General features: G+C 61.0%; 21 protein-coding genes. 5 read left to right on the top strand and 16 right to left on the bottom strand.

The features are described from left to right. Positions 1–120 precede the first annotated feature (120 nt). Complete coding sequence (locus GM415_RS01810) at positions 121–1254, top strand: calcium-binding protein (protein ID WP_158946134.1); 1134 nt, start codon at positions 121–123, stop codon at positions 1252–1254. 546 nt (positions 1255–1800) lie between these two features. Continuing rightward, positions 1801–2460: a Crp/Fnr family transcriptional regulator gene (locus GM415_RS01805; protein WP_158946133.1), complete on the top strand. Its 660-nt coding sequence runs from the start codon at positions 1801–1803 to the stop codon at positions 2458–2460. A 15-nt stretch (positions 2461–2475) separates the two neighbouring features. On the opposite strand, the gene GM415_RS01800 is transcribed toward GM415_RS01805, so the two are convergent. From GM415_RS01800 to GM415_RS01745, 12 genes are all read right to left on the bottom strand, one after another. After that, on the bottom strand, positions 2476–3261 hold the full coding sequence (locus GM415_RS01800; RefSeq protein ID WP_158946132.1) for an ABC transporter permease: 786 nt from the start codon (positions 3259–3261) through the stop codon (positions 2476–2478). Further along, a complete protein-coding gene (locus tag GM415_RS01795) occupies positions 3258–4148 on the bottom strand; it encodes an ABC transporter permease (RefSeq protein WP_158946131.1) in 891 nt (296 codons plus the stop codon). The genes GM415_RS01800 and GM415_RS01795 overlap by 4 nt, the downstream gene beginning before the upstream one ends. Further along, complete coding sequence (locus GM415_RS01790; protein WP_158946130.1) at positions 4135–5352, bottom strand: ABC transporter substrate-binding protein; 1218 nt, start codon at positions 5350–5352, stop codon at positions 4135–4137. Before GM415_RS01790 ends, GM415_RS01795 begins: the two co-directional genes overlap by 14 nt. Then, entirely contained in the window at positions 5349–6305 is a 957-nt protein-coding gene (locus GM415_RS01785; RefSeq protein WP_158946129.1) for an ABC transporter ATP-binding protein, read from the bottom strand. The genes GM415_RS01790 and GM415_RS01785 overlap by 4 nt, the downstream gene beginning before the upstream one ends. After that, a complete protein-coding gene (locus GM415_RS01780; protein ID WP_158946128.1) occupies positions 6281–7288 on the bottom strand; it encodes a phosphotransferase in 1008 nt (335 codons plus the stop codon). Before GM415_RS01780 ends, GM415_RS01785 begins: the two co-directional genes overlap by 25 nt. A 105-nt stretch (positions 7289–7393) precedes the next feature. After that, positions 7394–8557: a M20 family metallopeptidase gene (locus tag GM415_RS01775; RefSeq protein WP_158946127.1), complete on the bottom strand. Its 1164-nt coding sequence runs from the start codon at positions 8555–8557 to the stop codon at positions 7394–7396. A gap of 150 nt (positions 8558–8707) precedes the next feature. Beyond that, entirely contained in the window at positions 8708–9691 is a 984-nt protein-coding gene (locus GM415_RS01770) for an ABC transporter permease (protein WP_158946126.1), read from the bottom strand. A 46-nt stretch (positions 9692–9737) separates the two neighbouring features. Next, positions 9738–10778, bottom strand: a complete 1041-nt coding sequence (locus tag GM415_RS01765) for an ABC transporter permease (protein ID WP_158946125.1) — start codon at positions 10776–10778, stop codon at positions 9738–9740. Then, on the bottom strand, positions 10775–12250 hold the full coding sequence (locus GM415_RS01760) for an ATP-binding cassette domain-containing protein (RefSeq protein ID WP_158946124.1): 1476 nt from the start codon (positions 12248–12250) through the stop codon (positions 10775–10777). Before GM415_RS01760 ends, GM415_RS01765 begins: the two co-directional genes overlap by 4 nt. Before the next feature lie 3 nt (positions 12251–12253). Beyond that, entirely contained in the window at positions 12254–13372 is a 1119-nt protein-coding gene (locus GM415_RS01755) for a BMP family lipoprotein (RefSeq protein WP_158950703.1), read from the bottom strand. A gap of 395 nt (positions 13373–13767) precedes the next feature. Further along, positions 13768–14553 carry a hypothetical protein gene (locus GM415_RS01750; protein WP_158946123.1) on the bottom strand — a complete coding sequence of 262 codons (786 nt, stop codon included), beginning with the start codon at positions 14551–14553 and terminating at the stop codon, positions 13768–13770. Positions 14554–14576: 23 nt separating this feature from the next. Next, positions 14577–15839: a radical SAM family protein gene (locus GM415_RS01745; protein ID WP_158946122.1), complete on the bottom strand. Its 1263-nt coding sequence runs from the start codon at positions 15837–15839 to the stop codon at positions 14577–14579. Positions 15840–16186: 347 nt separating this feature from the next. On the opposite strand from GM415_RS01745, the gene GM415_RS01740 reads away from it, so the two are divergent. Next, positions 16187–17458, top strand: coding sequence for a toxin-antitoxin system YwqK family antitoxin (locus GM415_RS01740; RefSeq protein ID WP_158946121.1), 1272 nt, complete (start codon positions 16187–16189; stop codon positions 17456–17458). A 155-nt stretch (positions 17459–17613) separates the two neighbouring features. Here the strand turns inward: GM415_RS01740 and rpsI are convergent, their stop codons facing one another. The 3 genes from rpsI to GM415_RS01725 form a co-directional block, all read right to left on the bottom strand. After that, entirely contained in the window at positions 17614–18003 is a 390-nt protein-coding gene (rpsI, locus tag GM415_RS01735; protein ID WP_158946120.1) for a 30S ribosomal protein S9, read from the bottom strand. A gap of 12 nt (positions 18004–18015) precedes the next feature. After that, on the bottom strand, positions 18016–18444 hold the full coding sequence (gene rplM, locus GM415_RS01730; RefSeq protein WP_158946119.1) for a 50S ribosomal protein L13: 429 nt from the start codon (positions 18442–18444) through the stop codon (positions 18016–18018). A gap of 264 nt (positions 18445–18708) precedes the next feature. Then, a complete protein-coding gene (locus tag GM415_RS01725) occupies positions 18709–19989 on the bottom strand; it encodes a cyclic di-GMP phosphodiesterase (RefSeq protein WP_242012314.1) in 1281 nt (426 codons plus the stop codon). 432 nt (positions 19990–20421) lie between these two features. On the opposite strand from GM415_RS01725, the gene GM415_RS01720 reads away from it, so the two are divergent. Both GM415_RS01720 and GM415_RS01715 read left to right on the top strand, forming a co-directional pair. Next, positions 20422–20766: a hypothetical protein gene (locus GM415_RS01720; protein WP_242012313.1), complete on the top strand. Its 345-nt coding sequence runs from the start codon at positions 20422–20424 to the stop codon at positions 20764–20766. Between the two features lie 197 nt (positions 20767–20963). Then, positions 20964–21464, top strand: a complete 501-nt coding sequence (locus GM415_RS01715) for a hypothetical protein (RefSeq protein ID WP_158946117.1) — start codon at positions 20964–20966, stop codon at positions 21462–21464. Here the strand turns inward: GM415_RS01715 and GM415_RS01710 are convergent. Beyond that, on the bottom strand, positions 21455–21880 hold the full coding sequence (locus GM415_RS01710; protein WP_158946116.1) for a DUF2721 domain-containing protein: 426 nt from the start codon (positions 21878–21880) through the stop codon (positions 21455–21457). The genes GM415_RS01715 and GM415_RS01710 overlap by 10 nt on opposite strands. Positions 21881–22093: the final 213 nt, after the last annotated feature.

Raw genomic sequence — 22093 nt, 5'->3', positions numbered from 1 at the left:
TAATAAAGTTTGGTTTTTTATCTGGTTGCTTTGTTTTTTTGCGGGTTGTAGAAATAGTTAAATTGTGGATAGATGGAATGGAATGGCCCTTGCATGAGTGGTTGAAAAAGTGGAGTTGCCATGCAGAATAACACAGAATCCAATCGAGAAGTCAGAATAACGGTCCAGGCAGGGGATGCCCAGTTGGTAGATATCCCGGCGGACGCGACGCTGGTCTTCGACTTTGACCCCGCAATCATGACTTTTACCATGAATGGTGGCGATCTGGTAATCACTTCGCAAGACAGCGGAGCTACGATTCTTCATGACTATGCGGCATCCGTTGTCGGTTCCGACGCACCGGAGATTCTATTTGCTGAAGGCAATGTCATAGCTGGAGACGTGTTCCTGGATTTGCTGCACGGTGGTCAGTTCGAGATGGCCACTGCTGCCAGCGGTTCCTCTTTCGGAAGCGGCGCGGGAGAATACTCGGACCAGGCGGGCCATTTTGTCGGTGCGGGCGGAGATTTCGGTGCCCTTTCCGGTGGAGATGAGCATGCCGGTTTCGGTGGCGGAGGATTTGATGGGGGGGCTCATCAGGATTCGCCTGATCATCTGCTTTTCTCTACAGGTGCCACGCCAGTTTCCGGGGGTAATCCCGAACCCTCCGCGCCGTACGAGATGGTTACCTTCGAAGGGTATGAAACCTCGGATGGCGTCTTCAAAATCGGTCCCTACGGCATTATTGTCGGGTCCGAGGGAGATGACACGATTGTGGGTGCCGATGGATTTCAAAGCCTGTCGGCCAGGGGGGGCAACGACATCCTGGTAGGTACCGAAAACAATGACATGCTTATAGCCGGCGACGGCTCGGACCTCCTTTGGGGGGGGGCTGGAGACGACCAACTCGACGGCGGTGCAGGCAACGACATCCTCTACGCCAGCACTGGGCATGATTACGTCACTTTCGGTTCAGGCGAGGACACACTCATCGTGCAGGAAAACGCCTTGGGTAGCGGCAGCTATATCGAAGTGAAAGATTACGACATCGGTATCGACATCATTGATCTGCGTGGCGATCTGGATATCACCGGCGTGACTAAAACTGCTGCCGGCGACTACGAATTTACGGCCACGGGCAGCACCGGCGACACTTCGACCATTCATCTGGCAGGTGTGGATGCCGCTGATTACTCCGCCCACATCGCCGGTATCGACGCTTCGCCCGACGACCTGATCCAGTACATGATCGATCACTCCCAGGCCTTGGCCTAACCCGACTGCTCGAGACAACATTTTCAAGCCCCGGCAGATCTGTCGGGGCTTGTCTTTTTTGCGACAGCCCAAGCAAAGGCTGTCTGGTCTGGCCACGGTCTCTTTACCTGTTGAAGGGTGGACCTACCGCTGTTTCGAGCATATCCTTTGTACGCAGTTCCTCTTTGGGAGGCGATCATCCGTATTGCGGCCGTCCTCCCGGCCGGCCCCTGCGGCGGGGCGTTCGATGCATCGCCCCGTCTGCCTGAAGTCTGTTCTGGGCAGCAACGGAGCCTCCCTGTGCCTGTAGGTTCGTACCAGGTCGTCCATGGGCTCAGCTACGAACCAGCTGTTACAAGCGGGGCAATAGACGTAAAATAGTTTTTGGTCGTCCGTCGCATAGATATGCTGAGCAGCCATGCAATACGGGCAATTAACGATGGCGGAAGTCATGGCTCCCCCTGGATGATGAGTTTGGAATGACATAAGATAATCAGGTTATCCCGCCCCTCCGACCAGTGCATTGATCCAGGTCAACGGGCAGGGTAATGGCATTGGAAGGATAGCATGGAACGATATGAAATACGTGAGATAATCAGTGCATTCCCCGTTTTCTCCAAACTGGGGGAGGCCCAACTGGAGATGCTCATCGACAATTCGCTGGTCAACGAGATCCCGAAAAACGCCGTGTTCTACAGCGAGGAGAAGTCGGGCCAGGGCATGCACGTTTTATTGGACGGCCGGGTCAAGCTTTTCAAGATCTCCGAGGACGGCAAGGAGCAGACCATCTTCGTGTTCGGGCCGGGCGAGCCGTTCTGTCTCTGCTCGGTGTTCTCCGACGGCAGGCTGCCAGCAAACATGCAGGCCCTGCGACCGAGCAAGGTGCTGGTCATCAGCCCTTCCCACTTTGAGCGGATGACCCATGAAGATCCGACCATTCTGCTCTCCATGCTCAAGGTCATGTCGCGCCGCCTGAAGGAGGCCATGGACATGATCGATTCCTTGTCCCTCAAGCAGGTTCCCTCGCGGGTGGCCGCCTATTTTCTGAGCCGCCAGAAGGATGGCAGGGTGGAGATGGACATATCCTACCGCGAGTTGTCCAAGATCATCGGCGTGACCCCCGAGGCCCTCTCCCGCGCCCTCAAGAAGATGCGCGAGGACGACGTCATCGACATGGAGGGCAACGCCGTGACCCTGACTGATCTGGAAACGCTCGAGTCGTACTGAGCCGTGTGTCCTGGTTCAGTACATACCCCGTTTGCGATAGGCCCTGCCCACCAGCAGTTCGATGAGGAAGAACAGGGAGACAGGCACGGCGAGAAAGACCAGCGTCATCAGTGATCCCGTGCTGCGGTCGGACGAGGCGAGGTAGGGAAAGAGGTAGCCCGTAAAGGACCGCACGGCCCCGCCTCCGATGAGGAAGACCAGGAAATATTCGGAGAAGGCCACCAGGAAGACCACCGAGCCGCCCGCGATGGCCGAGGGCAGCAGTAGGGGCAGATCGACCTTGAGCAGCCGCCTGACCGGGCCTGCGCCGAGGTTCTTGGCGCAGAGTTCGTATTCCTCGCCGAACGCCTGGTAGCCTGCCGTGAGCGCGCGCAGCATGTACGGATAGCTGAACACGGTCAGGACCAGAACCACGCCGGTAAAGGTGTCGGCCAACCCCGCCTTGATGAACAGAAAATGCACCCCCATGGAAAAGGTCATGGCAGGGACCAGGGCCGGAGCCAGGAGCAGGCCTTCGAGTACGGCCTTGCCCCGGAACCGGCGCCGCGCGAAGTGGTGGGCCGGGGCGACGCAGAGCACGAGGGTCAGCGCGGCGGTGAGCAGCGAATAGCCCAGTGAAGCGAGCAGGTGTCCGGCCACGGGGTCGGCCTGTGAGGCCAGGAAGCGGATCGCCCGCAGGTCGTACTCCGCAGGCAGCAGGTCCGGGTATCGCCAGCCCGGCGCCACGGCGTAGAGCGCCAGGACCGTCAGCGGCAGGACAGCGCATGCGGCTATAAGCGCGAATATGGTGCGGGGGCTCACAGCTTGCGCTCCCGTTGGTTCAGCCTGGCGGCCAGCCGGGTGTAGAGCACTATGAACCCTACCGAAAAGAGGAACATGCAGACCAGGATGGCCATGGCCGTGGGCCGATTGACCAGGTCGCGCCGGAAATAGAGGTTGAATGCCTCGATGGAGAGCATGCCCGGCGAGCTGTCGCCGAGCAGGAACGGGATATCGAAGGCGCCGAAGCCGTACAGAAAGAGGATGATGAAGGCCGTGCTCAGGGCAGGGCGCATGTGCGGCAGGGCCACGCGGCGGAAGGCGGCCGCCGGGGTCGCGCCGAGCATGAGTGCGGTCTGGATCAGCCTGGGGTCCATTCTTTTGAGTAGGGCCAGGGCAAGGATGACGACAAAGGGCGTTTCCTTGTAGACATAGGCCAGGATCATTCCCGCACCGAGGCTGCCGTGGATGAGCGAGGGGAATTGGCCGGGAGCGCTGATAAGTCCGAGTTGATGGGCCAGAGAGGCCGCAACTCCGGACTGGCTCCAGAAGACAAGGACGATGAAGGCCACGCCGATGTGCGGCAGGATGAGCGGCACTTTGTAGACCACGGCCAGGCGCTCCAGCCGGGCGGGCAACCGCCAGATGAGATAGGCTAGAACCGCGCCGAGACAGATAGAGAGCCCCGCCGATGCCCCGGCCACCCAGAGCGAGAGCATTGCCGAGGCCAGTATGTGTGGGTTTGCCAGCGCGGCGTAGGCCGCGAACGGACCGCCATCAACAGGAACCGGGAGCAGGAAGCCGAGGGACTGGGCCACGGTCATGGCCAGTCCCCCCAGAAAAAGCACGGCAAAGGGCAATAGCAGGGGCGCGAGCTTGAGCAGCGTCCTGCCGGGCCGGGCTTCCGGCGCGGGGCTACCTGAGCACATGCTCCTCCCACCCCTTTTCCAGCGCTTCGAGGTATTCTGCAGGGATTTCGGGGACCGCCGCCTTGCCGAGTTCGCTCAGGGGCAGGGTGGCCTCGCCCAGGTCCACCTGTCGGAACGCGGCCTGCTCGTCCGTGGTCAGGGTTTGCGTCTCAATGGCCGGGAAGTCGCCCCAGTTGGCCGGATTGAACTTGGAGAGCTGCGCCTCGGGGGAGAGCAGGAAATTGGCCACCACCATGGCTCCGGCCTTGTTAGGCGCGTTGGCCGGAATGGCGGTGAAGTGGAGGTTGAAAATGGCTCCTTCGGCAAGGACGAAGGTGCGGACTGTCTTGGCGTAGGAGCCGTCGAGGATTTTGGATTGGGCGTGCAGCGGGTGGTAAGACATGTTCACGGCCAGTTCGCCCCGCTCGAACAGGGTGTCCATCTCGGCGGACCCCTTGGGATAGGAGCGCCCCTGCTGCCAGAGGTAGGGCTTGAGTCCATTCAGGTACGCCCAGAGCTTGGGAGCCTGCTCGTCGAACAGGTCCTGGCTCCAGCCGTGCAGGTACTGGTCCGCGCCGCCGGTGACGGCGTAGAAGGCCTGGCGGATGAAGGCCGAGCCGGTGAAGTCCGGGGGTTGGGGGTAGGTGAACTGGCCGGGGTGGGCCTTGACCCAGTCGGTCAACGCTTCGAAGCTCGCCGGATGGTCCGGGGTCTTTGCCGGATCGAATTCAAAGACGAACTGCGCCTTGCCATAGGGGGCCTCGTAGCCCTCGACCGGGTAGCCGAAGTCGTTGGCGGCGAGCCCCTTGTCCACGTATTTTACATAGTTGGGCAGCTTGTCTGCAAAGGGGCCGAACAGGGTGTCCGCCTCCTTGGTCGTCTTGAAATTTTCTCCGTTGATCCAGAGCAGGTCTATGGAGCCGACTTTCTTCCCGGCGCTCTTTTCCGTGAGCAGCTTGTTGACGAAAACCCCGGCATCCATGGGCACGCGGACCAGAGTGATGCCGAAGCGGTCCTTCACCTCTTTCGCCACGAAAGTGTCGATCCAGTTGTTCACATGGGCGAAGCCGCCGTACATGTAGAAACGGACCGTGCTCCCCTTGGCTGCGGTCTCAATGGTCTGCCAATCTTCGGAGAGCAGGGCCTTGCCGTCTTCCTTGGGCGGTTCCCCGGCACAGGCTGTCAGCAGAAAGACGAGAAGGAAAAGGTTGGTCATCAGCTTCATGGTCGGTTCTCCTCGGGTTTGTTGACGGCCAGGCCGACGCGTTCGCCGATCCGGACGGTTGTGTCGTTGGAAAAAATTGTTAGCTCGGTCCCGTCCGCGTCCACGGTGTAGCGCACGAGGTGCCCGGCGAAGACCGCTTCGGTGACCACGCCCATGCCGTCAGGGCGCGGCGTCAGGAGCAAATGCTCGGGGCGTACATACCATGTCCCGTCCTTCCGCGCCACGCCCAGGCGGCGGGCCAGCCCCTCGGGCAGGATGTTGACCGGTCCCAGGAAGCGCGCCACCTCCAGGCCTGCCGGATCGAGAAAGACTTCCCTGGCCGGGGCGAACTGGGCCAGGGAGCCGTCCAGCATGACTCCCACGGTGTCGGACATGAGAAAGGCCTCTTCCTGGTCATGGGTCACGGCGATGGTGGTCACCCCGAAGGTCTTCTGGGTGTCCCGAATGAATTCGGCGGTGTGCAGCTTGAGGTTGCGGTCCAGGTTGGCGAAGGGCTCGTCCAGCAGGAGCAGGGTCGGGTTCACGACCATGGCCCGGGCGATGGCCACCCGCTGGCGCTGCCCTGCGGACAGGGTGGCCGGATACTCCCGCCGCTTGTCCGCGAGCTGGAAGTGGTCCAGCAGTTCCATGACCCGCCGCTCGATCTCCTTTCTGGCGACCTTGCGGGCGCGTAGCCCGAAGGCCACGTTTTCGAAGACAGTGAGATTGGGGAAGAGCAGGTAGTCCTGGAATACCAGGATGGCCGGATGCTCCCGGCTCGGCGGCTCGGCAAAGGACAGGGTCCCGGCGTCGGGCGTTTCCAGCCCGGCGATGATCTTGAGCAGGGTGGTCTTGCCCACCCCTGACGGCCCGATGAGCGAGGTGACGCTTCCCTTTGAGACGGAAAAGGAAACGTCGCGGAGCACCGGGCGGCCGTCATAGGCCTTGCTTACGTTTTCGACTCGAAGAACCATGCCATCCGGTCCAGGTATTGTTCGATGCGGGCGAAGGTGTCCTCGTTCCTGAGGGCGCGTCCGTCCTGCGTGTACTCGTAGTGGGCCATGTAGCACCAGGAAATGGCGCGCAGCAGGATGGTCCGCTCCATGATCTCGGTGCAGCGCAGGGCGGTCTCCAGGTCCATGCCGCTTCCTGCCTTTGCTCGGCAGAGCTCGAGATAGGCGGCCACGAAATCTCGCCTGCCCTCCCGGCCGAACTCGAAATCCGTTTTCCAGAGGGTTGTGGTGGGCACCAGGAAATGTCCCAGGTCCTGGAACCGGCTGGTGACCACGCACTTCTCCCAGTCCACCAGCCAGCCTCGTCCGGTCTCGTCGTCGATCAGGAAATTGTGCGAGTTGACTTCGGTATTTGCCATGACCGGCTTGTCGTCGGCGGTCAGCGTCTGAAATTCGTCGGCCGTCTCCAGAACCCGCTCGCGGTAGCGTAGCAGCCTGTCCCTGGCCTCCGTCATGGGGTGGTCCGGGTAGCGGCCGATCAGCCCCTCGCACTCGCGGGCGATGTCCCGCACCGGGTCGGGCTGGGGAATGAGTCTATCGTCCACGGGTTGTGCGTGGACGGCGGCGAAGATGGACGCTGCCTCGCGCCAGTCCTTCGCATAGTCAAGGGGGCGGCCCGGCAGGTATTCCATGAGCAGGACGCCGTTGCCCAGTTCATCGAAGCCGGGGTCGGGTTCGCAGTAGTACGGGCGCGGGGTTACCCCGGAGCGGGCCAGAGCGCGGAGCACGGCGAATTCGTATTCGATCTGGTTGGCCAGGCCCAACTGGCTGCCGTGGTTGATGCGGAAAACATGGCGGGCGGTCCCGTATATTTCCTCCACGGTGATCAGGTAGTTTTCGTTGTATTCTCCGGCAGCCAGAAAGACGATCTGCTCTTCCGGATCATTCACCTGGAGCCAGGTTCGGGTCTGGAGAAAATCATAGATCGCCTGAATTGTTTCCATAATGGAGCCTGATAGCAAGAACCAGGGGCGGAAGGCAATGTTCTTGGGGGATTTTCTTGACCCAGGAGCGGCCCCGGAGCAAGTCTCCGGGGCCGCTCTCGGGGGTTATGAATAGCGTTCGGCCCCTTTGAGCATGGCCGCTGCGGTCAGCAGGGCCTGCGGGACCAGGGAGTCTGTCTCCAGGAATTCCTCCGGGGTGTGGAAGAGATCGCCCGCCGGGCCCATGCCATCCACCACCGGGACGTTCTCGCGGGCCACGATGTTGGCGTCCGAGCCGCCACCAAGGGATACGGAGGAAACTTCCATGCCGATCTCTCCTGCGGCGTCGCTGATCAGCTCGTAGAGGCCGAGAATGCTGTCGTTGGCGACCATGGGCGGCCGGTCCATGTGGATGTCCAGGGACGCGGAGGTGCCGTCCAGCACGGGCTTTGCGCAGAGTTCCTGAATGGCCTTCCAGACCGTCTCGCCCTGCTGCGCGTCCACGAACCGGGTCTCGCACCTGGCGGTGCAGCGGGCAGCCACGGTGTTGGGACCAACGCCGCCCTCGACGAGGCCGATGTTGAGCGAGATTCCCTCTTCTGGCGCGTTGAGCGCCTCCAGGCCCTGGATTTTGTGCGCCATTTCGACGATGGCGCTCGGCTTGGGATAGGGGCTGTGTCCGGCGTGGGAGGGCTTGCCCGCGACGGTCAGGTCGAAGATGATCCGGCCCTTGCGCCCTGTGATCACTTCACCGCCCTTGCCGGAGCTCTCCATGACCATGCAGAACTTGCTCTTCTTGGCCTCGTCCGCGATGGGGCCGCGTGAGTGGGGTGAGCCTATCTCCTCATCGGCGTTGAAGAAAAAGCCTATGGGCAGGTCGTTGCGTCCGGCTGCGGCCAGTGCCCTCGCCGCGAAGATGGCGACCACCAGCCCGCCCTTCATGTCCGAGACGCCAGGGCCGATGATCCGGTTGCCTTCGCGCCGCATGCGGTCGAAGCCCATCTCGGGCGGAAAGACCGTGTCCATGTGTCCGACTAGGAGCGGGCCGCCGCCTCGCTGCCGCCGGGCCATGTTCTCCGCCACCAGGTTGTCCCCGGTGTACCGGTTGGCCAGGCGGCGTACCGCGAAGCCCATGCCGCGCAGGGTCGCCTCCAGCACCGCGGCCACGAGGTTCACGCCCTCGACGTTGGCCGAGTGGCTGTTGATGTTCACGAGTCGCTCCAGCAGGTAGATCATGTCGGACTCGTGCTTCCGCAAATATTTATCCATCGCCGCTATTGTATCCGTCATTCCGAATCCTCGGTTGTTAGGGGTCTGTTTCTCTCATTCATCCCTTAACGGGCACCCTACTAGCAGGCGTGGAGTTTTTTTGCCAGCTTCCTTTGCGAAGTGGCGGCAAATAAATGGGAGAGTCCGAAAGGGGGGGGAGTCGAAGGCTGTTTACAGTCCTTTCTTCGGATCGAAGTCCTGGCCGAGTGCAGCGGGGGCGTTGATGGACCACGCGCCCGAGAATCTGGCCAGGAAGGGGTGGCGGCGAATGATGTCCTGGACCCAGCCCATGCGGCCCATGTTCACGGCCAGCAGGGTGAGGATCATCATGGGGAACGGGGCCACCTGGAAGACCGGGGCGGGGATGGAGGGGAAGACCTCTTGGAGATAGATACCCGATACCTGGAGCCCGGCGAAGAAGAACGCGCCGAGGGCCGTGCGCACCGGGTGCCAGCCGCCGAAGATGACGATGGCCAGGGCGATCCAGCCCGCGCCTTCGCAGCCCTGGGGCCTGCCCCAGCCGGGCTTGACGGCCAGTGAGTATGCCGCGCCGGCCATGCCCACCAGAGCGCCGCCCGCCAGGCAGTAGTAGAGGCGGACCAGCCGAACCCGGATGCCTCGCCCGAAGGCCGCGCGCGGGGACTCGCCCACGGCACGCAGACGCATGCCGCCCTCAGTGCGATACATCCACCACCAGCAGCCGAAGATGGCTGCCAGGCCGAGGTAGACCACGGGCGACTGGGAAGCGAATATCGGGCCCAGAAGCGGCACGTCGCCGATGCCGGGGATGCTCCACAGGCCGAGGTCCGGTCCGGGCTGGCGGGAAAAGGAGTGCCCCAGGAAATAGGCAAGATCGCGCGAGAGCAGGGTCAGGATGAAGCCCACGGCGAGCTGAGACTGGCCCAGATAGATGCCGATGAGACCGAGCACGCCAGCTATGGCCGCGCCCACGGCCATGCCGCCGAGTACGCCGAGCCACGGGTTGTCGAAGGTGGCGGAGACGGCGAACGCGGCCATGGCCGAGAGCAGGATGGAACCGTCCAGGGAGAGGTTGATGATGCCCGCCTTTTCGGTGAGCGTCTCGCCCAGGGTGGCCAGGACGAGGGGCGCCCCGGCAAGAAGAATCGCGGCGATGGTCAGGCCGAAGGTTTCCATTATGCCGACCTCCGTCCGCTGTGCTGAAAAGAGTGAAGGCGCGTCATCAGTCTGCCTCCTGCCTGCGCTTGAGCCACAGCCGCAATCCCTGAATGATGAACAGGGAGAGGACCATGATGCCCTGGATCACGCCCGAGAGGGAGGAGTCCAGCCCCAGTTGCAGCGGCAACTGGATGGAGCCCACATTGAGTACGGCGAAAAAGAGGCAGATGAACGGCACCAGGGAGAGCCGGAAGGACGCCATCATGCCCACCAGCAAGGCGGTGTAGCCGTAGTTGGAGGAGATGGCGGGCAGCAGGCGGTGGTAGACGCCCAGGACCTGGGTGGCTCCGGCCAGCCCTGCCAGCGCGCCACAAATGGCGAAGGACTGGAGCAGGCGGCGGCGCGGTCCCAACGCGAACAGGGTGGCGGCCTTGGGGTTTTCACCCACGGCGCGCAGCTTGAGCCCCCAGCCGGAGCGGTTGAGCAGCACGGCGATGGCTACTATGGCGGCGACGGCCAGGGCCAGCCCGACCCAGGAGACCGAGAGCGTGCCCAGCCGGGGCAGCCAGAGGGAGACGTCCAGTGGCTCGGTGCCGGACATGGAGGCCACGCCGGGCCGTTTCCACGGGCCGAAGATGAGCCACAGGGTCACGCCAAGGGCCACGAAGTTGAGCCCCAGGCCGGAAAAGATTTCATGTACCCGTCCGAAGACGCGCAATACGCCCGCCAGCAGCGCCCAGAGCGCTCCGCCGAGCATGGCCGCGCCCATGGCCAGCGCGATCTCCAATGCGCCGCCCCCGTCAAAGGGCCGAAGTGCGGCGGTGCAGAAAATGGCGCCCATGATCACCTGACCCTCCACGCCGATATTCCACAGCCGGGCGGTGAACGGCACCAGCAGGCCAACGGCGCACAGTGTCAGCGGAACCCAGCCCGCCAGCACGCGGCCCAGCTTGGACAGGGAGCCCACCCCGCCGTTAAAGAGCACGTAGATGGTCTTTAGCGGTGGTGCGCCCGACGGCAGGGTGACCAGCACGGTCAGCACCAGGGCCAGGGCCAGGGCCGCCCCGAGCCAGCCGAGTTGGGTCAGCAGGGAGTCCCGGTTCATGCCGCTCCCTCCATGACTTCCGCATACGGTTTGCCCGCCATGAGCGCGCCGACCACGTCCATGGTGGCGTGCTCGCGGTCCACGATCCCGGCGATGGCCCGGTCATAGAAGACGATGACCCGGTGGGCGTGCTCCAGCACTTCGTCCAGGTCGGGGGAGAAAAATATCAGGGTCGCGCCGTCCCGGCACCGCCCCATGAGGTGGTTCCAGACCTGGCGGGCCGAGCCCGCGTCCAGGCCGCGAGTGGGATGTTCCATAAGCAGCAGCTTCGCCTCATCCGGCATGAGCGAGAGCAGCAGACGCTGCTGGTTGCCGCCCGAGAGCTCCTTGGCCTGGGTGTCCGGGTGGGCGCGCAGGTTGAAGCAGTCCACGCACTGGGAGTCATAGAACTCCCGGAGGCCATCGTGCTTGTCCGGGAAGGCCAGGGTGATGTGCTCCATCAGGTTCAGGGCCGGGAACAGGGCCATCTCCAGCCGGTCGGCGGGAACGAACTGAACGCCCGCCCTGCGCAGGGCCGGAAAGTCGTTGGCGCGGAATACGGAATCGTCCAGGGCGATGGTGCCGCCGGGCATGCGGTCCAGTCCGCACAGTCCGCGCAGGAAGAGTTCCTGGCCCGAGCCGTCCAGTCCGGCCAGTCCGACGCACTCGCCCGGCTGCGCCGTGAAGTGCATGGGACCCATGGAATATTTCGGCCCGGCGAAGAGCGTGTCGGTCATGGTCAGCCGTGGCGGCGCCCCGGCATCGAGCGACGGCAGTTCGTCCGCCTCGCCATCGGCCTGTTCGCCGAACATGAGGGTGACCAGCTCCTTCTCATCGTAGGGCGGGGTCAGGGTGGAGACCAGCCTGCCCTGGCGCATGATGAAGATGGCGTCCGCCATCTCGTACGCCTCGGAGAGCTTGTGGGTGACCAGGATGATGGTGTGGTTGTCCTCACGGGCCAGCTTGGTCAGCAGGTTGAAGAGGTCCTGCTTCTGCTCCGGGGTGATGCCTGTGGTGGGCTCGTCCAGAATCAGGGTCGTGGCCCCAAGGTCCAGCAGGCGGAGCAGCTCCAGGAGCTGGCGTTCGCCCACGGTAAGGGACGAGACCGGCTCGTCGGGCAGGAAGCAGGCGTCCAGGCGGAAGGATAGCTCGCCGATGACGTCGATGACCTCCTGCTTGCTCCGCTTGGGCGCGCCGAGCTGGAAGTTCTCCCACACGGGCATGGCCGGAAAGTCCAGCGGGTCCTGGTAGAGCATTCCCACCCCGTACTTGCGGGCCAGGGCCGGCGTGAGGTGGGAGAGCGTCTCTCCGCTCATGGTCAGCGTGCCGGACGTGGGCCGGGTATGCCCTGCCAGCACGCGCATGAGCGTGGACTTGCCCGCGCCGTTCTCGCCGACGAGGGCATAGATACGGCCGGGTTCGAGAGTCAGGCTGATGCCGTCGTTGGCCCGAACCCGGCCGTAGTGTTTATGTATGTTGTCGAGGACGATCATTCGCTATTTGGAAGAGGACAGTCCCTTCATGCCTTCCAGCAGCTGGGGCAGGTACCAGATCTGCTTGTCGGTGGCGGTCTCGCCGTCCTTCAGGAACGGGGTGCCGTCCTGGTAGTTGAGCGGGCCGGTGAACAGGTCAAGCTCGCCGTTGCCGAGCTTGGCGGTGAAAGCGTCCAGGGCCGTCTTGGTCTCGGCGCTCATGCCTTCGCCGGGCATGAAGCCGACGGGCGACTTGTCCGCATCGTTGATGTTGGCCCAGTAAGGGGCGTCCCACTCGAAGCCGGGCTTGTAGTTGCCGGCCTGGACCTGCTGCGCCACGCGCAGGAAACCGGGGCCCCAGTTGAAGTAGGGCACGCCGAGGCAGATGTCGCCCTGGCCCTCGCAGGCCTTTTCATAGTCGTAAGGCATGGCCCAGACGTTCTTGCCCGCGTCGCGGCGCTGCTTGGCCACGGTCAGCACCTCGGGGGTGTCGATGCCGGAGATGAGCACATCGCAACCTGCGTCATACAGAGAGCCGGCCACCTGGGTGGGGTCGGAAGTGACGCCGGGGATGTTGAACCAGAAGCCGATCCACTTGACGTCGAAGGTCAGGTCCTTGGCGTCCTTGCCGCGCACCTCGGTCCAGGCGTAGCGCGCGCCGAGGTAGGCCGAGGCGATGAGTCGACGGGTTTCTTCGTTGACCAGCGGTCCAACCACGCCGATCTTGCCGGTCTGGGTGGTCATGCCTGCGGTGAAACCGGCCATCATCTTGGAGTAGACCATGCGGCCGAAGAGGTTGCCGAGGTTGGCCGGGGCCTTGCCGGTCCAGGCGGCGTCGCCGGAAACATGGACGAAGGCCTTGTCCGGGTGCATGGCGGCGGCTTCGAGGATGCCGTCCTTCATGTCGTCGGAGCCGGCGATGATCAGGTCAGCGCCCTTTTCGATCAGGTCGTCGACAACCTGCGGGATGGTCAGGCCGGGGCGGTCGGCGGGGTTGACCTTGTCCAGGTAGACGAGCTTGGCGCCCATCTTTGCCTCGACATACTTGCCGCCTTCGTATTGAGCCTGGCTGTAGCCCTTGTCATTGTATGGGCCGACCAGGATCAGGCCGACGGTCAGGGGCTTGGCCTCTTCCGTCTTCATTTCTGCCTTGGCCGGGGCTTCTTCCTTTTTTTCTTCCTTCTGCGGTTCGGAAGCGCAGCCCTGGATCAGGAGCAGTGCAAGGCTCAGCGCCAGGACCGCCAACGTGCGAAATTTCAACATCCTCTCCTCCGTATGGGGTGAGGCCGCCCCGCTTCAGCAAGGGACGCGGCGGCCTGCGGTTGATGGCCATCGGCCCACGGATGCAGGCCGCAAAAAAAAGCGGGGGGATGGACCATCGCCCACCACCCGGGAACACTCTATTTGAATGATGCGGCAGGGGTGTGTCAACCGCCTAGCCGCCTTTCTTTATCGGCTGGGAAGAAAGGAGGACTTTCTGACCCGTCTTGCTATGCACCATTTCCCCGCCACTCTGTCTGGCTGCCTCTGGACGGCGATTATTGCTCGGAGGTATGGGGAAAGGATATCCATACTTCGATCAACTTCTCTCGTGCGCTCAGCCCTTGGTGTTTTGACAGATCGAGAACCGGCAGGGTCAGCGGAATATTTTTTGAGGCAAGAAACTGGTTGGTCAGTCCTGCGATTCGTTCCGCCGCCTTTTTATCTTTTTCATGAAAATATCTGACATTTGACGGGAAGGACATTTCCAGCTTTTCAGGATTGTCGGTCGTGATATTTTCTTTCTTGTATTGCGAGATCAACTCTTCAGCCGTTTTCGCATATTGCCCGAAATCGTCAGAGTACTGAAGGTAGACCGAATTGTTTTCGAAGCTATCCGGTCTTTCTTTATCAGCCGCTTCCTTGGCTGCGAGGATTTTCTTGTAGCGTTCAGAATCCCTTTTTTTAATGATATCCAATGCTACAGGAAGGTACTTCTGATCCTTGAAATCCGTCGAGTTATATATTTCTTCGGCGATCCTGACCACCAAACTGCTGCGCTCCTCATTGGATATTTCGTCCAGCGTGATCAGGGCGATGTCTTTTCGTATCTGGTTGCCGTCTGTTGCAAGATCGTCGATAAGGCTTTCGAATATTTTTGCCTGTTCAATCCCATCCTTAACGGATTCGATGCCTCGCGTAATGAAAATTAATAAGATGGGTATGACGATGGCCGAAATGATCTTCGACCATTGTTCAGCCTTGTCGATCCAGTCTTTTTTCATGGAGACTTCGCCAGCGTCGGGGCTCACCTGTTCCGCCGTGTCGATCCTGTCTTCGCTCATGGTGACTCCGGTAGCGTCGGGGTTCAGCCCAGGAAGGGGTTGAAATAGCCGTAGTCGATCCAGGGCAGGGCCTTCTTGAGCCGCTTCTTGAAGTTCACGAAGCCCATGCACGGCGAGTGGCCGAAGGGGCGCATGAGGTCGAGGTAGAGCTCTGGATCGAGGTTCAGGTTGCGCAACTGGATGAAGTCGAACCGGCAGGCCTCGCCGAGTTCCACAAGGGCGTCGAACTCCTCCTCGGTGTCGGTGATGCCAGGGAAGTAGAGCAGGTTCAGGGAGACGAATAACCCCACGTCGTGAGCCTTGCAGACGGCATCGCGCACGTCTTCAAAGGTGTACCCCTTGGGCCGGTAATAGGCCTCGTAGGGCCCCTTGCGGGCGGAATTGAGCGAGACGCGGATGGAATTGACTCCGGCTACCTTGAGGGCGGGCATGGCCTGGGGCCGGGAACCGTTGGTATTGACGTTGACCGTGCCGGTGCCGCCGCCGGAGCGATACTGCTTGACCGCCTCGCAGATCAGCTCGGCCTCCATGAGCGGTTCACCCTCGCATCCCTGCCCGAAGGAAAAGATGGGACGGCGTTCGCGAGACTCGTGGCGTCGCATGATCTGAACGATCTCGTCCGCCGTAGGCGTGAACGAGATGCGGCACTGGGGAGAGGGAAATTCCGAGTTTTCGGGCTGATAGGAGATGCAGCCCACGCAGTTGGCATTGCAGGTGCGGGCTGTTGGCAGAGGGCATTCGAATCGTCCCAGTGAGAGATTTTTGGCCGCCGGGCACCCGCTGGTCAGGGCGCAACCTGCCAGGTGGTTGACCAGGCGGTTGCCGGACAATTCATTGATCAACTGATGCGCGCCCGCCTCGATGCGGTCCGGCGGGATGTGGCTGAATATCTGGCGCTTGTCGTCGTCGACCTTCTTGGCGCAGACCCAGAACTTGCCGTTGGCGTAGCCGATAGCCGCGTAGGAGAGGAGCGGCAGTATCGGGGCGTTGTCGTCCGATTCGTAGGCGGAGACGCCGGTCAGGGTGTGGCCCGGACAGACAAAGGCCGCCACGGCCAGCTCCTCCATCACCTCGGCCTGGCCCTCTTCCGCGTTGTAGCCCATGGCGTGACGGCCCGGGAGCATGAAAAACTCCGACTCCGGGGGCAGGGGGATGATCTCGTCGGGCCTGGGCAGGCCGAACTCCTCGCCCCTGCGGCACATGAGCAGCAGGTCTGGGTGGTCGAATATCTCGCCGTCCGCCGTGGCGAACAGCATCCTGGGTTGGGGCTTCTTCTTTGATGGCATGACGGATGTATACGGGATATTTTCCTCATTGGGCAAGGAACTATTCGCTCCCCCGCAATTTTGTTCTCGGAGCAGAAGGAGGGAGGTTGTTCTGTTGCTAGTTTGCCACTGTCGTTTGATTATGCGATGCATGATAGCGTAGTCAGGAATGAACTTTGCAAATTTTTTGTGTGGGAATTACGCGAAAACTGCCCTTTTCCGTTTTTTGGTCCGCCATGCCTACAGCGAACTGTAAACGGAGGGGTGGCGGGAGGTGAACGTGTGGTACGTCACGACCCGTTTTTGCGCACTCATGCCGCTGTTCCGCTTATGGGGATGGGGTTGAAAGAGAATTACGGGAGGAAAGAATGACTGCATTTGCCACGGCCAACAGACTGCTGGCGGCAATTTTGCTGGCGGTGATGATATGCCTGCCTTCTGCCTCACAAGCGAAGCAGAAGAAAGCACAGCCAAACCTGTCCAGGGAGATGAAGATCCTGCTTCGGCAGACCAACGAGATGTATGCCAGCCGATTCCACATCACCGTGGACAAACTGGTGAACAGCGATCCCAGAATGTTCGCCAGCATTCTGGGGGTAACCCTGCAGCGGCAGTTGAACTATGCAGGGCAGAATCAGCAGTATGTGCAGCAGTATCGGTCGCTTAATATGCAGTGCGAGGGGTTGCTGCGATGGATAGCCGAGACCAAAAATAACCGTAATCCCAAGGACGGCAAACCAATGGGGGCGGAGGTCCTGATCAGGGATTTCAAAACCGGCCTTCACGGTGTTCCCAACAGTTTCTTCATCCAGAAGTTCGGGGTTGATCCGGCGACGGTCAACCTGCCGATGATGCTGGGCGAGGTGCCTGTGCTTGAGGGCTCGGCCGCTGCCAGCGGCAGGGGCAGCCTGAATGAAAAGAAGGGTGTCAATCTTCTCGGGGAGAGAGCACAGGCCGCCGAAGTCGGTAATCATTCGGCAGGTCAGGGCGAGGTCGTCTATGTTGGCAAAATGATCTGTCCAGATAAGGGTTTAGGGAGTCTCAGGCTTGACACCAACAATAACCCCAAGGACGAGACATATGTCTATTGCAGCTTTTGGGATGACGGCAGGCTCAGCCATCAGGTTCCCACTGTCGAGGGGAAAAAGCATGGAGTGGAGTACCGTTTCACGGAGAGGGACGGCATCTATTACTTGGCCAATAAGGCCGCCTATTCGATGGGCAAGCTAGACGGCGTCAGGGAAGTCTACCGCGTTAAAAACGGCAGGGTCTATCTTTCGGAACGAATCCAGTTTGCAGACGGCAAAATGAACGGGACAAGGGAGGACTTTCGTGTCGACGGTTCCGGACAGCATTATCAAAGCCGCCTGCTGAGGTACGTTGACGGAAAGCAGCATGGGACCCAGGAGCGTTTCGAACTGTCGAAGTCCGGCGGGGTGTACCGCATATCCGTCGCCGAATACTTCAGGGGCAAGGAGCACGGCGAGCGAAGAGCGTTCAGCGAAAACGGCCAGTTGCTCCGCAGGGAGATATATCAGGATGGTGTCATGATGAAGTACTGGCAGTATGCCCGGAACACGGGGCAGCTCAGGGGCGTTTATTGCCGGAGCTCTCAGGGTGGCTTCCGCTCCTGTCAGTAGCGGGTTGGGGCAGAGTTCGTTGGCGGGAAAGGACGATGTGGTCCTTCCCCCAGTCCGGCTCGCGCCTTTGAGCGTCGGGTTGAGATTGCCCACGCAAAAAGACCGGCATCCGTGAGGATACCGGTCCTTGATGATCTGTGTTCCAGGTGTCCGGCTTAACGCTTGGAGTACTGGAAGGAGGCGCGGGCGCCGCGGAGGCCGTACTTTTTACGCTCTTTCTTACGAGCGTCGCGAGTCAGCAGACCGGCGGGCTTGAGCACGGCGCGGAGTTCGGGGTCGATCTCGCACAGGGCGCGGGAGATGCCGTGGCGCAGAGCCTCGGCCTGACCGGAAACGCCGCCGCCGGAGCAGTTGGCCTTGATGTCGAACTTCTCGAGCATCTTGACCAGCTTCAGGGGCTGCTGCACGACCATCTGCAGGGTCTTGCGGGGGAAGTAGTCCTCGAAGGGACGGCCGTTGACGGTGATCTGGCCGGTACCGGCGTACAGGCGGGTACGGGAGATCGCATTTTTACGTTTGCCAGTGGCGTAAGTGAAATCGCTCATGATAATCCCCGATTAAAATTCCAGAGTTTTGGGAGCCTGGGCGGCGTGCGGATGCTCGCTACCGGCGTAGACCTTCAGCTTCTTGAGCTGCTTGGCGGCCAGTTTGTTCTTGGGCAGCATGCCTTTGACGGCGGCGGTGATGACGTTCTCGGGCTTGATGTCCAGCATCTCGCGCAGGGTCTTTTCCTTCAGACCGCCGGGATGGCCGGAGTGACGGTAGTACATCTTCCTGTCCATCTTCTGGCCGGTGACCGCAATCTTCTCGGCGTTGATGACGATGACGAAGTCGCCCATATCCATGTGGGGGGCGAACTCCGGCTTGTGCTTGCCACGCAGGCGATTGGTGATCTCGGTGGCGAGACGGCCCAGGATCTTATCGGTTGCGTCGACGATGAACCATTCGCGGTTCGCGTCTTCCGGCTTCGGGCTATATGTCTTCATAATAAATGCTCCTTGCGCAAACTAAGAGAGGGGCTTCTACGCGCATAAAGTGCGCATGTCAACTCCCTTGTGTATAAGCTATATGATTCGCGATCGGGCTTTTGTTTGCCGGGAGGTTTGTAACGGGGGGACGCTCCTGGAAAACCGGCTGGCACCGACCGGGGATGAAGTTCATACATAATTATGAGGGGGGGCACAAGCGTTATTTTCGGGTGGGGGAGAAGGGGAGGATGTTCCGGGGGCTGCACCGGACTCGGGATTGCCCTAGCCGCCGTTGGGGTCGACGAAATAGGTGATCTTGGTCCTGGGTGAGAGGTAGTCCAGCACGGCCTGGGGCAGGTGCCCGAGTCGGATGGATTTTTCCACCCGCAGTTCCGGCTCTTCGGCCAGGTCCACGATCAGGGCCTCCTTCTTGGGGACCTCCTCGTCGTAGAGCACCACGCTGGGGTTGAGTTGGTTCTTGGGGTTGACCGACATGACCATGCCGACAGAGCCGTTGCTCAGCTCCACCACCGTGCCCGGCGGGTAGACGCCCAGGCATCGGATGAACAGGGCGAGCATCTCCACATCGAAAAGCTGCTTCTGCTGGCCGAACATGTAGGAGAGGGCCAGGTACGGGGTGAGGGAGGCGTTCGGGTCCATCGAGTTGGTGTGGTTGTCGTAGGTGTCGGCGATGGCCACGATGGACGCCAGCTTGTCTATCCGGCCGTTCCCGAGGCCGAGGGGAAAGCCTGAGCCGTCCGCCCGTTCATGGTGCTGGGCCACGATTCGGGCAACATCCTCGGAGAATTCCTCCACCTTGGCGATCAGGGCCGCACCCTCTGCGGCATGCCGGTTCAGGATTTCCTGCTCGGGCTTGGTCAACTGTCCCCGTTTCTTCAACAGCTTTTTGGGGATGCGTTCCTTGCCGATGTCATGGAACAGCGCACCCAGTCCCAGGGAAACCATCGCCTCCCTGGAAAGTTTGGCCTCCTTGCCGACCATCATGGACAGCAGGGCCACGTTCATGGGGTGGGAGTATGCCGCCTCGCCCTGGTCCACCACATTCATGAGATGCAGAGTGGACTCGCGGTCATCCAGGAAATTGTCGCTGAGCCTGTCCACAAAGGCGATGGATTCCTCCACGGCTCCGGCGTTGCCGCCCAACACTCCTTTCAGAATGTTGTCGAAATCCCGGATGCACGAGGTGAACTTCTCTTCGCACCGGGCGATGCGCTCTTTCTTCTCCCTGAGCCTCCGGGTGCGTTCCTTCTTGACCTCCCAGAGGTGGTCGATGACCTCCTGCTTGAGGCGCTTTTCCGGCTTGGGAGGGGCGGCCTTGCGCTCGGCTGGCTTGAGCGGCGGGACGTCGCTTCGGGATGGAATGCAGATGACGGAGACGATGCCGAGTTCGCGAAGCAGGGCGATCTGTTCCTCGTCCTTGATCTTGAATTTGCTGAACAGGAACGGGTGATCAAACCAGCTGGTTCGTTCCAGCCGGATGAAAACACCGGGGCGGAGAAGGTCCACCGATATGCGGTATTCGGGCATGTTGGATTTTGCCATCACGTGACACTGTTATCCCATCGGGAAAAAACACACAATAGATTGCTTGGGAGTAAACAGCCATTTGATCTTGAAAAAACGGGAGTTATCGTCGCCCTCCGTCGCGATGGTCTCCTTATGCGGTTTTTTCTTCAGAGGTTGTGACCAAACAGGGCTGCAAACCGTATAATTCAACGGGATAATGTCTGTTTCCCAAACTGGAGCAACGGTTGCTGTTGGCAACAGTACGGGAGCATGACGGCGGTGGTGCCGGCGTTTCGGTGGTAGGACTCATGGCAAAGCGAGGGGGAAGTGGCATTTCGAAGGAGGGGATTGTGGAGACAGTGGAAGGCGTCCGCTTCGGTTATATTTTTTCTCTGCCTGTCCGGGATGTTGTTTTTTGAATTCGGAGGGGGGAGATCGGCCATCGCGCCCGCCAGCGGGCTTTCGGGTATGGTCGCCGTCAAGGGGACGGTCCGGGTCGAGGACCTGGGATTGACCGGAGAAGAGGTGGGGCGGCTCAACCGGGCTGTTGAGAGCCACAAGACCATGTTCACTAAGGTGGCTTTGTTCCTCGACTATTCGGGAGATTCCAGGATGACGGACAAGACCGTGCTGGTCATGGCCATGATCCTGGAAACCGGTGGGGATTGCGAGGTCCGCTCCTGGGGCCGAAAGGTGTCTCGTGCAGAGTTGGTTTCGCAGGTGGCCCTGTACATGGACAAGGCGGCCATCGAATACGAGCGGTTCCTGAAATACCCGGACGTGAAGAAAAATTTTCGGAGCCTGTACATTTAAAACGCCGACCGGATGACGGGGCAGGGCTTTTCTCCTGTTCTGCCGCTCATGCCGGGCCAACGGAGCCGTCGCTGGACTTTTTCCCGTTCGACCTCAGGGTCGGCGTGGAAAAGTCCCGATTTTCGTTCCGGGGCTGTTCATTTTTCTTTTGGATGTGTATGGTCGGGGCAAACTTTCAGTGTGCTCCCGGAGGATGCATGGCCAAACCGGCAAAAAGAAAAGAGCCCAACGTGGCGTTGGGTGTTGCTCTCAGCCTGATCCTGCTGGCAGCTGTGGGCGCCGTGGTGTTCTTCCAGACGGACCTGCTGAGAGGCACCGGTCATCGGTACGATGACGCGCTGCTGAATTCCGTCCAGGTATCGGGGACGATCAAGGCCCGGGACCTGCATCTGACAGGCAGGGAGATCACCAAGATCAACAACCTGGCGCGCCGCTACGGGAATCTGTTTCACAAAATGGACATCAATCTCGTCCTTCCCGACAAGTTCTCCCCCATTGAAATAGAGGAGAGGACCACCATGGTCCTGACGTTGCGCTGCCATGCGGAAAAGGCCGTGGTCGAATTCTGGAGCAGGCGGGTTTCCCGGTCGGACCTCGTGCGCCACGTGACCCGCTCCATGGCCGAAGCGGCCAGCGAATACGAGCATTTTATCGCCACTCCCGGCTCCGGGAGGAGCGTGGCGCATCTCTATCTCTGAGTTCCGTCCTTTCCGCCTTCCGCCGTTCCCCGTTCCATGTCTTCCAGCAGAATGTCCAGCGCCTGCGACGAGATGCGTATTTCCATGAAGGAAATGCCCAGGGAAATGACCAGGAAGAGCAGGCTGGCCCCGAAAAGAAACTGGCCGGGCAGGTTCCACTCCTGAAAAAGGCAGATCATGGCGAAGATGCAACTGAGCATGGACATGACTCCGAAGCCCTGCATGCGCCGGATCATGTGTATGCGTATCCGCAGGTTTTCTATCTGCTTGCGCACCGATTCCTCAGGACTCTGACGGTAGGTGGCGTGCAGGTTGCGGATGCGCGCCCCGAGGGAGAGGAAACGGTTGGTGAAGGCGAGCATAAACAGGGAAATGGCCGGAAAGAGGAGGGCCGGAGTGGTTACGGATATCTGCATTGCTTCTTCCTGTCGGCGGTAGGGGGTTGGTTTCCCGGCCTGGCGTACGGCCCAGGCTCTTCAATTGGAAATACTGCACCTGCGCACGGTTCGCAAGCTGCATGCGTTCATGCCCCGCACCTCTTGACAACCTCCTTTCCGGAAAACATAGTACCGCGTACCACTGCAACCGGCGCAGGATGCCGGGCGCGGGGAAATGGCCCTCCAGAGGCG

It is taken from the genome of Pseudodesulfovibrio cashew (assembly GCF_009762795.1).
GTDB lineage: Bacteria > Desulfobacterota > Desulfovibrionia > Desulfovibrionales > Desulfovibrionaceae > Pseudodesulfovibrio > Pseudodesulfovibrio cashew.
The sequence above is the reverse complement of the archived record's forward strand: the minus strand, read 5'-3'. Positions and strand labels throughout refer to the sequence as shown.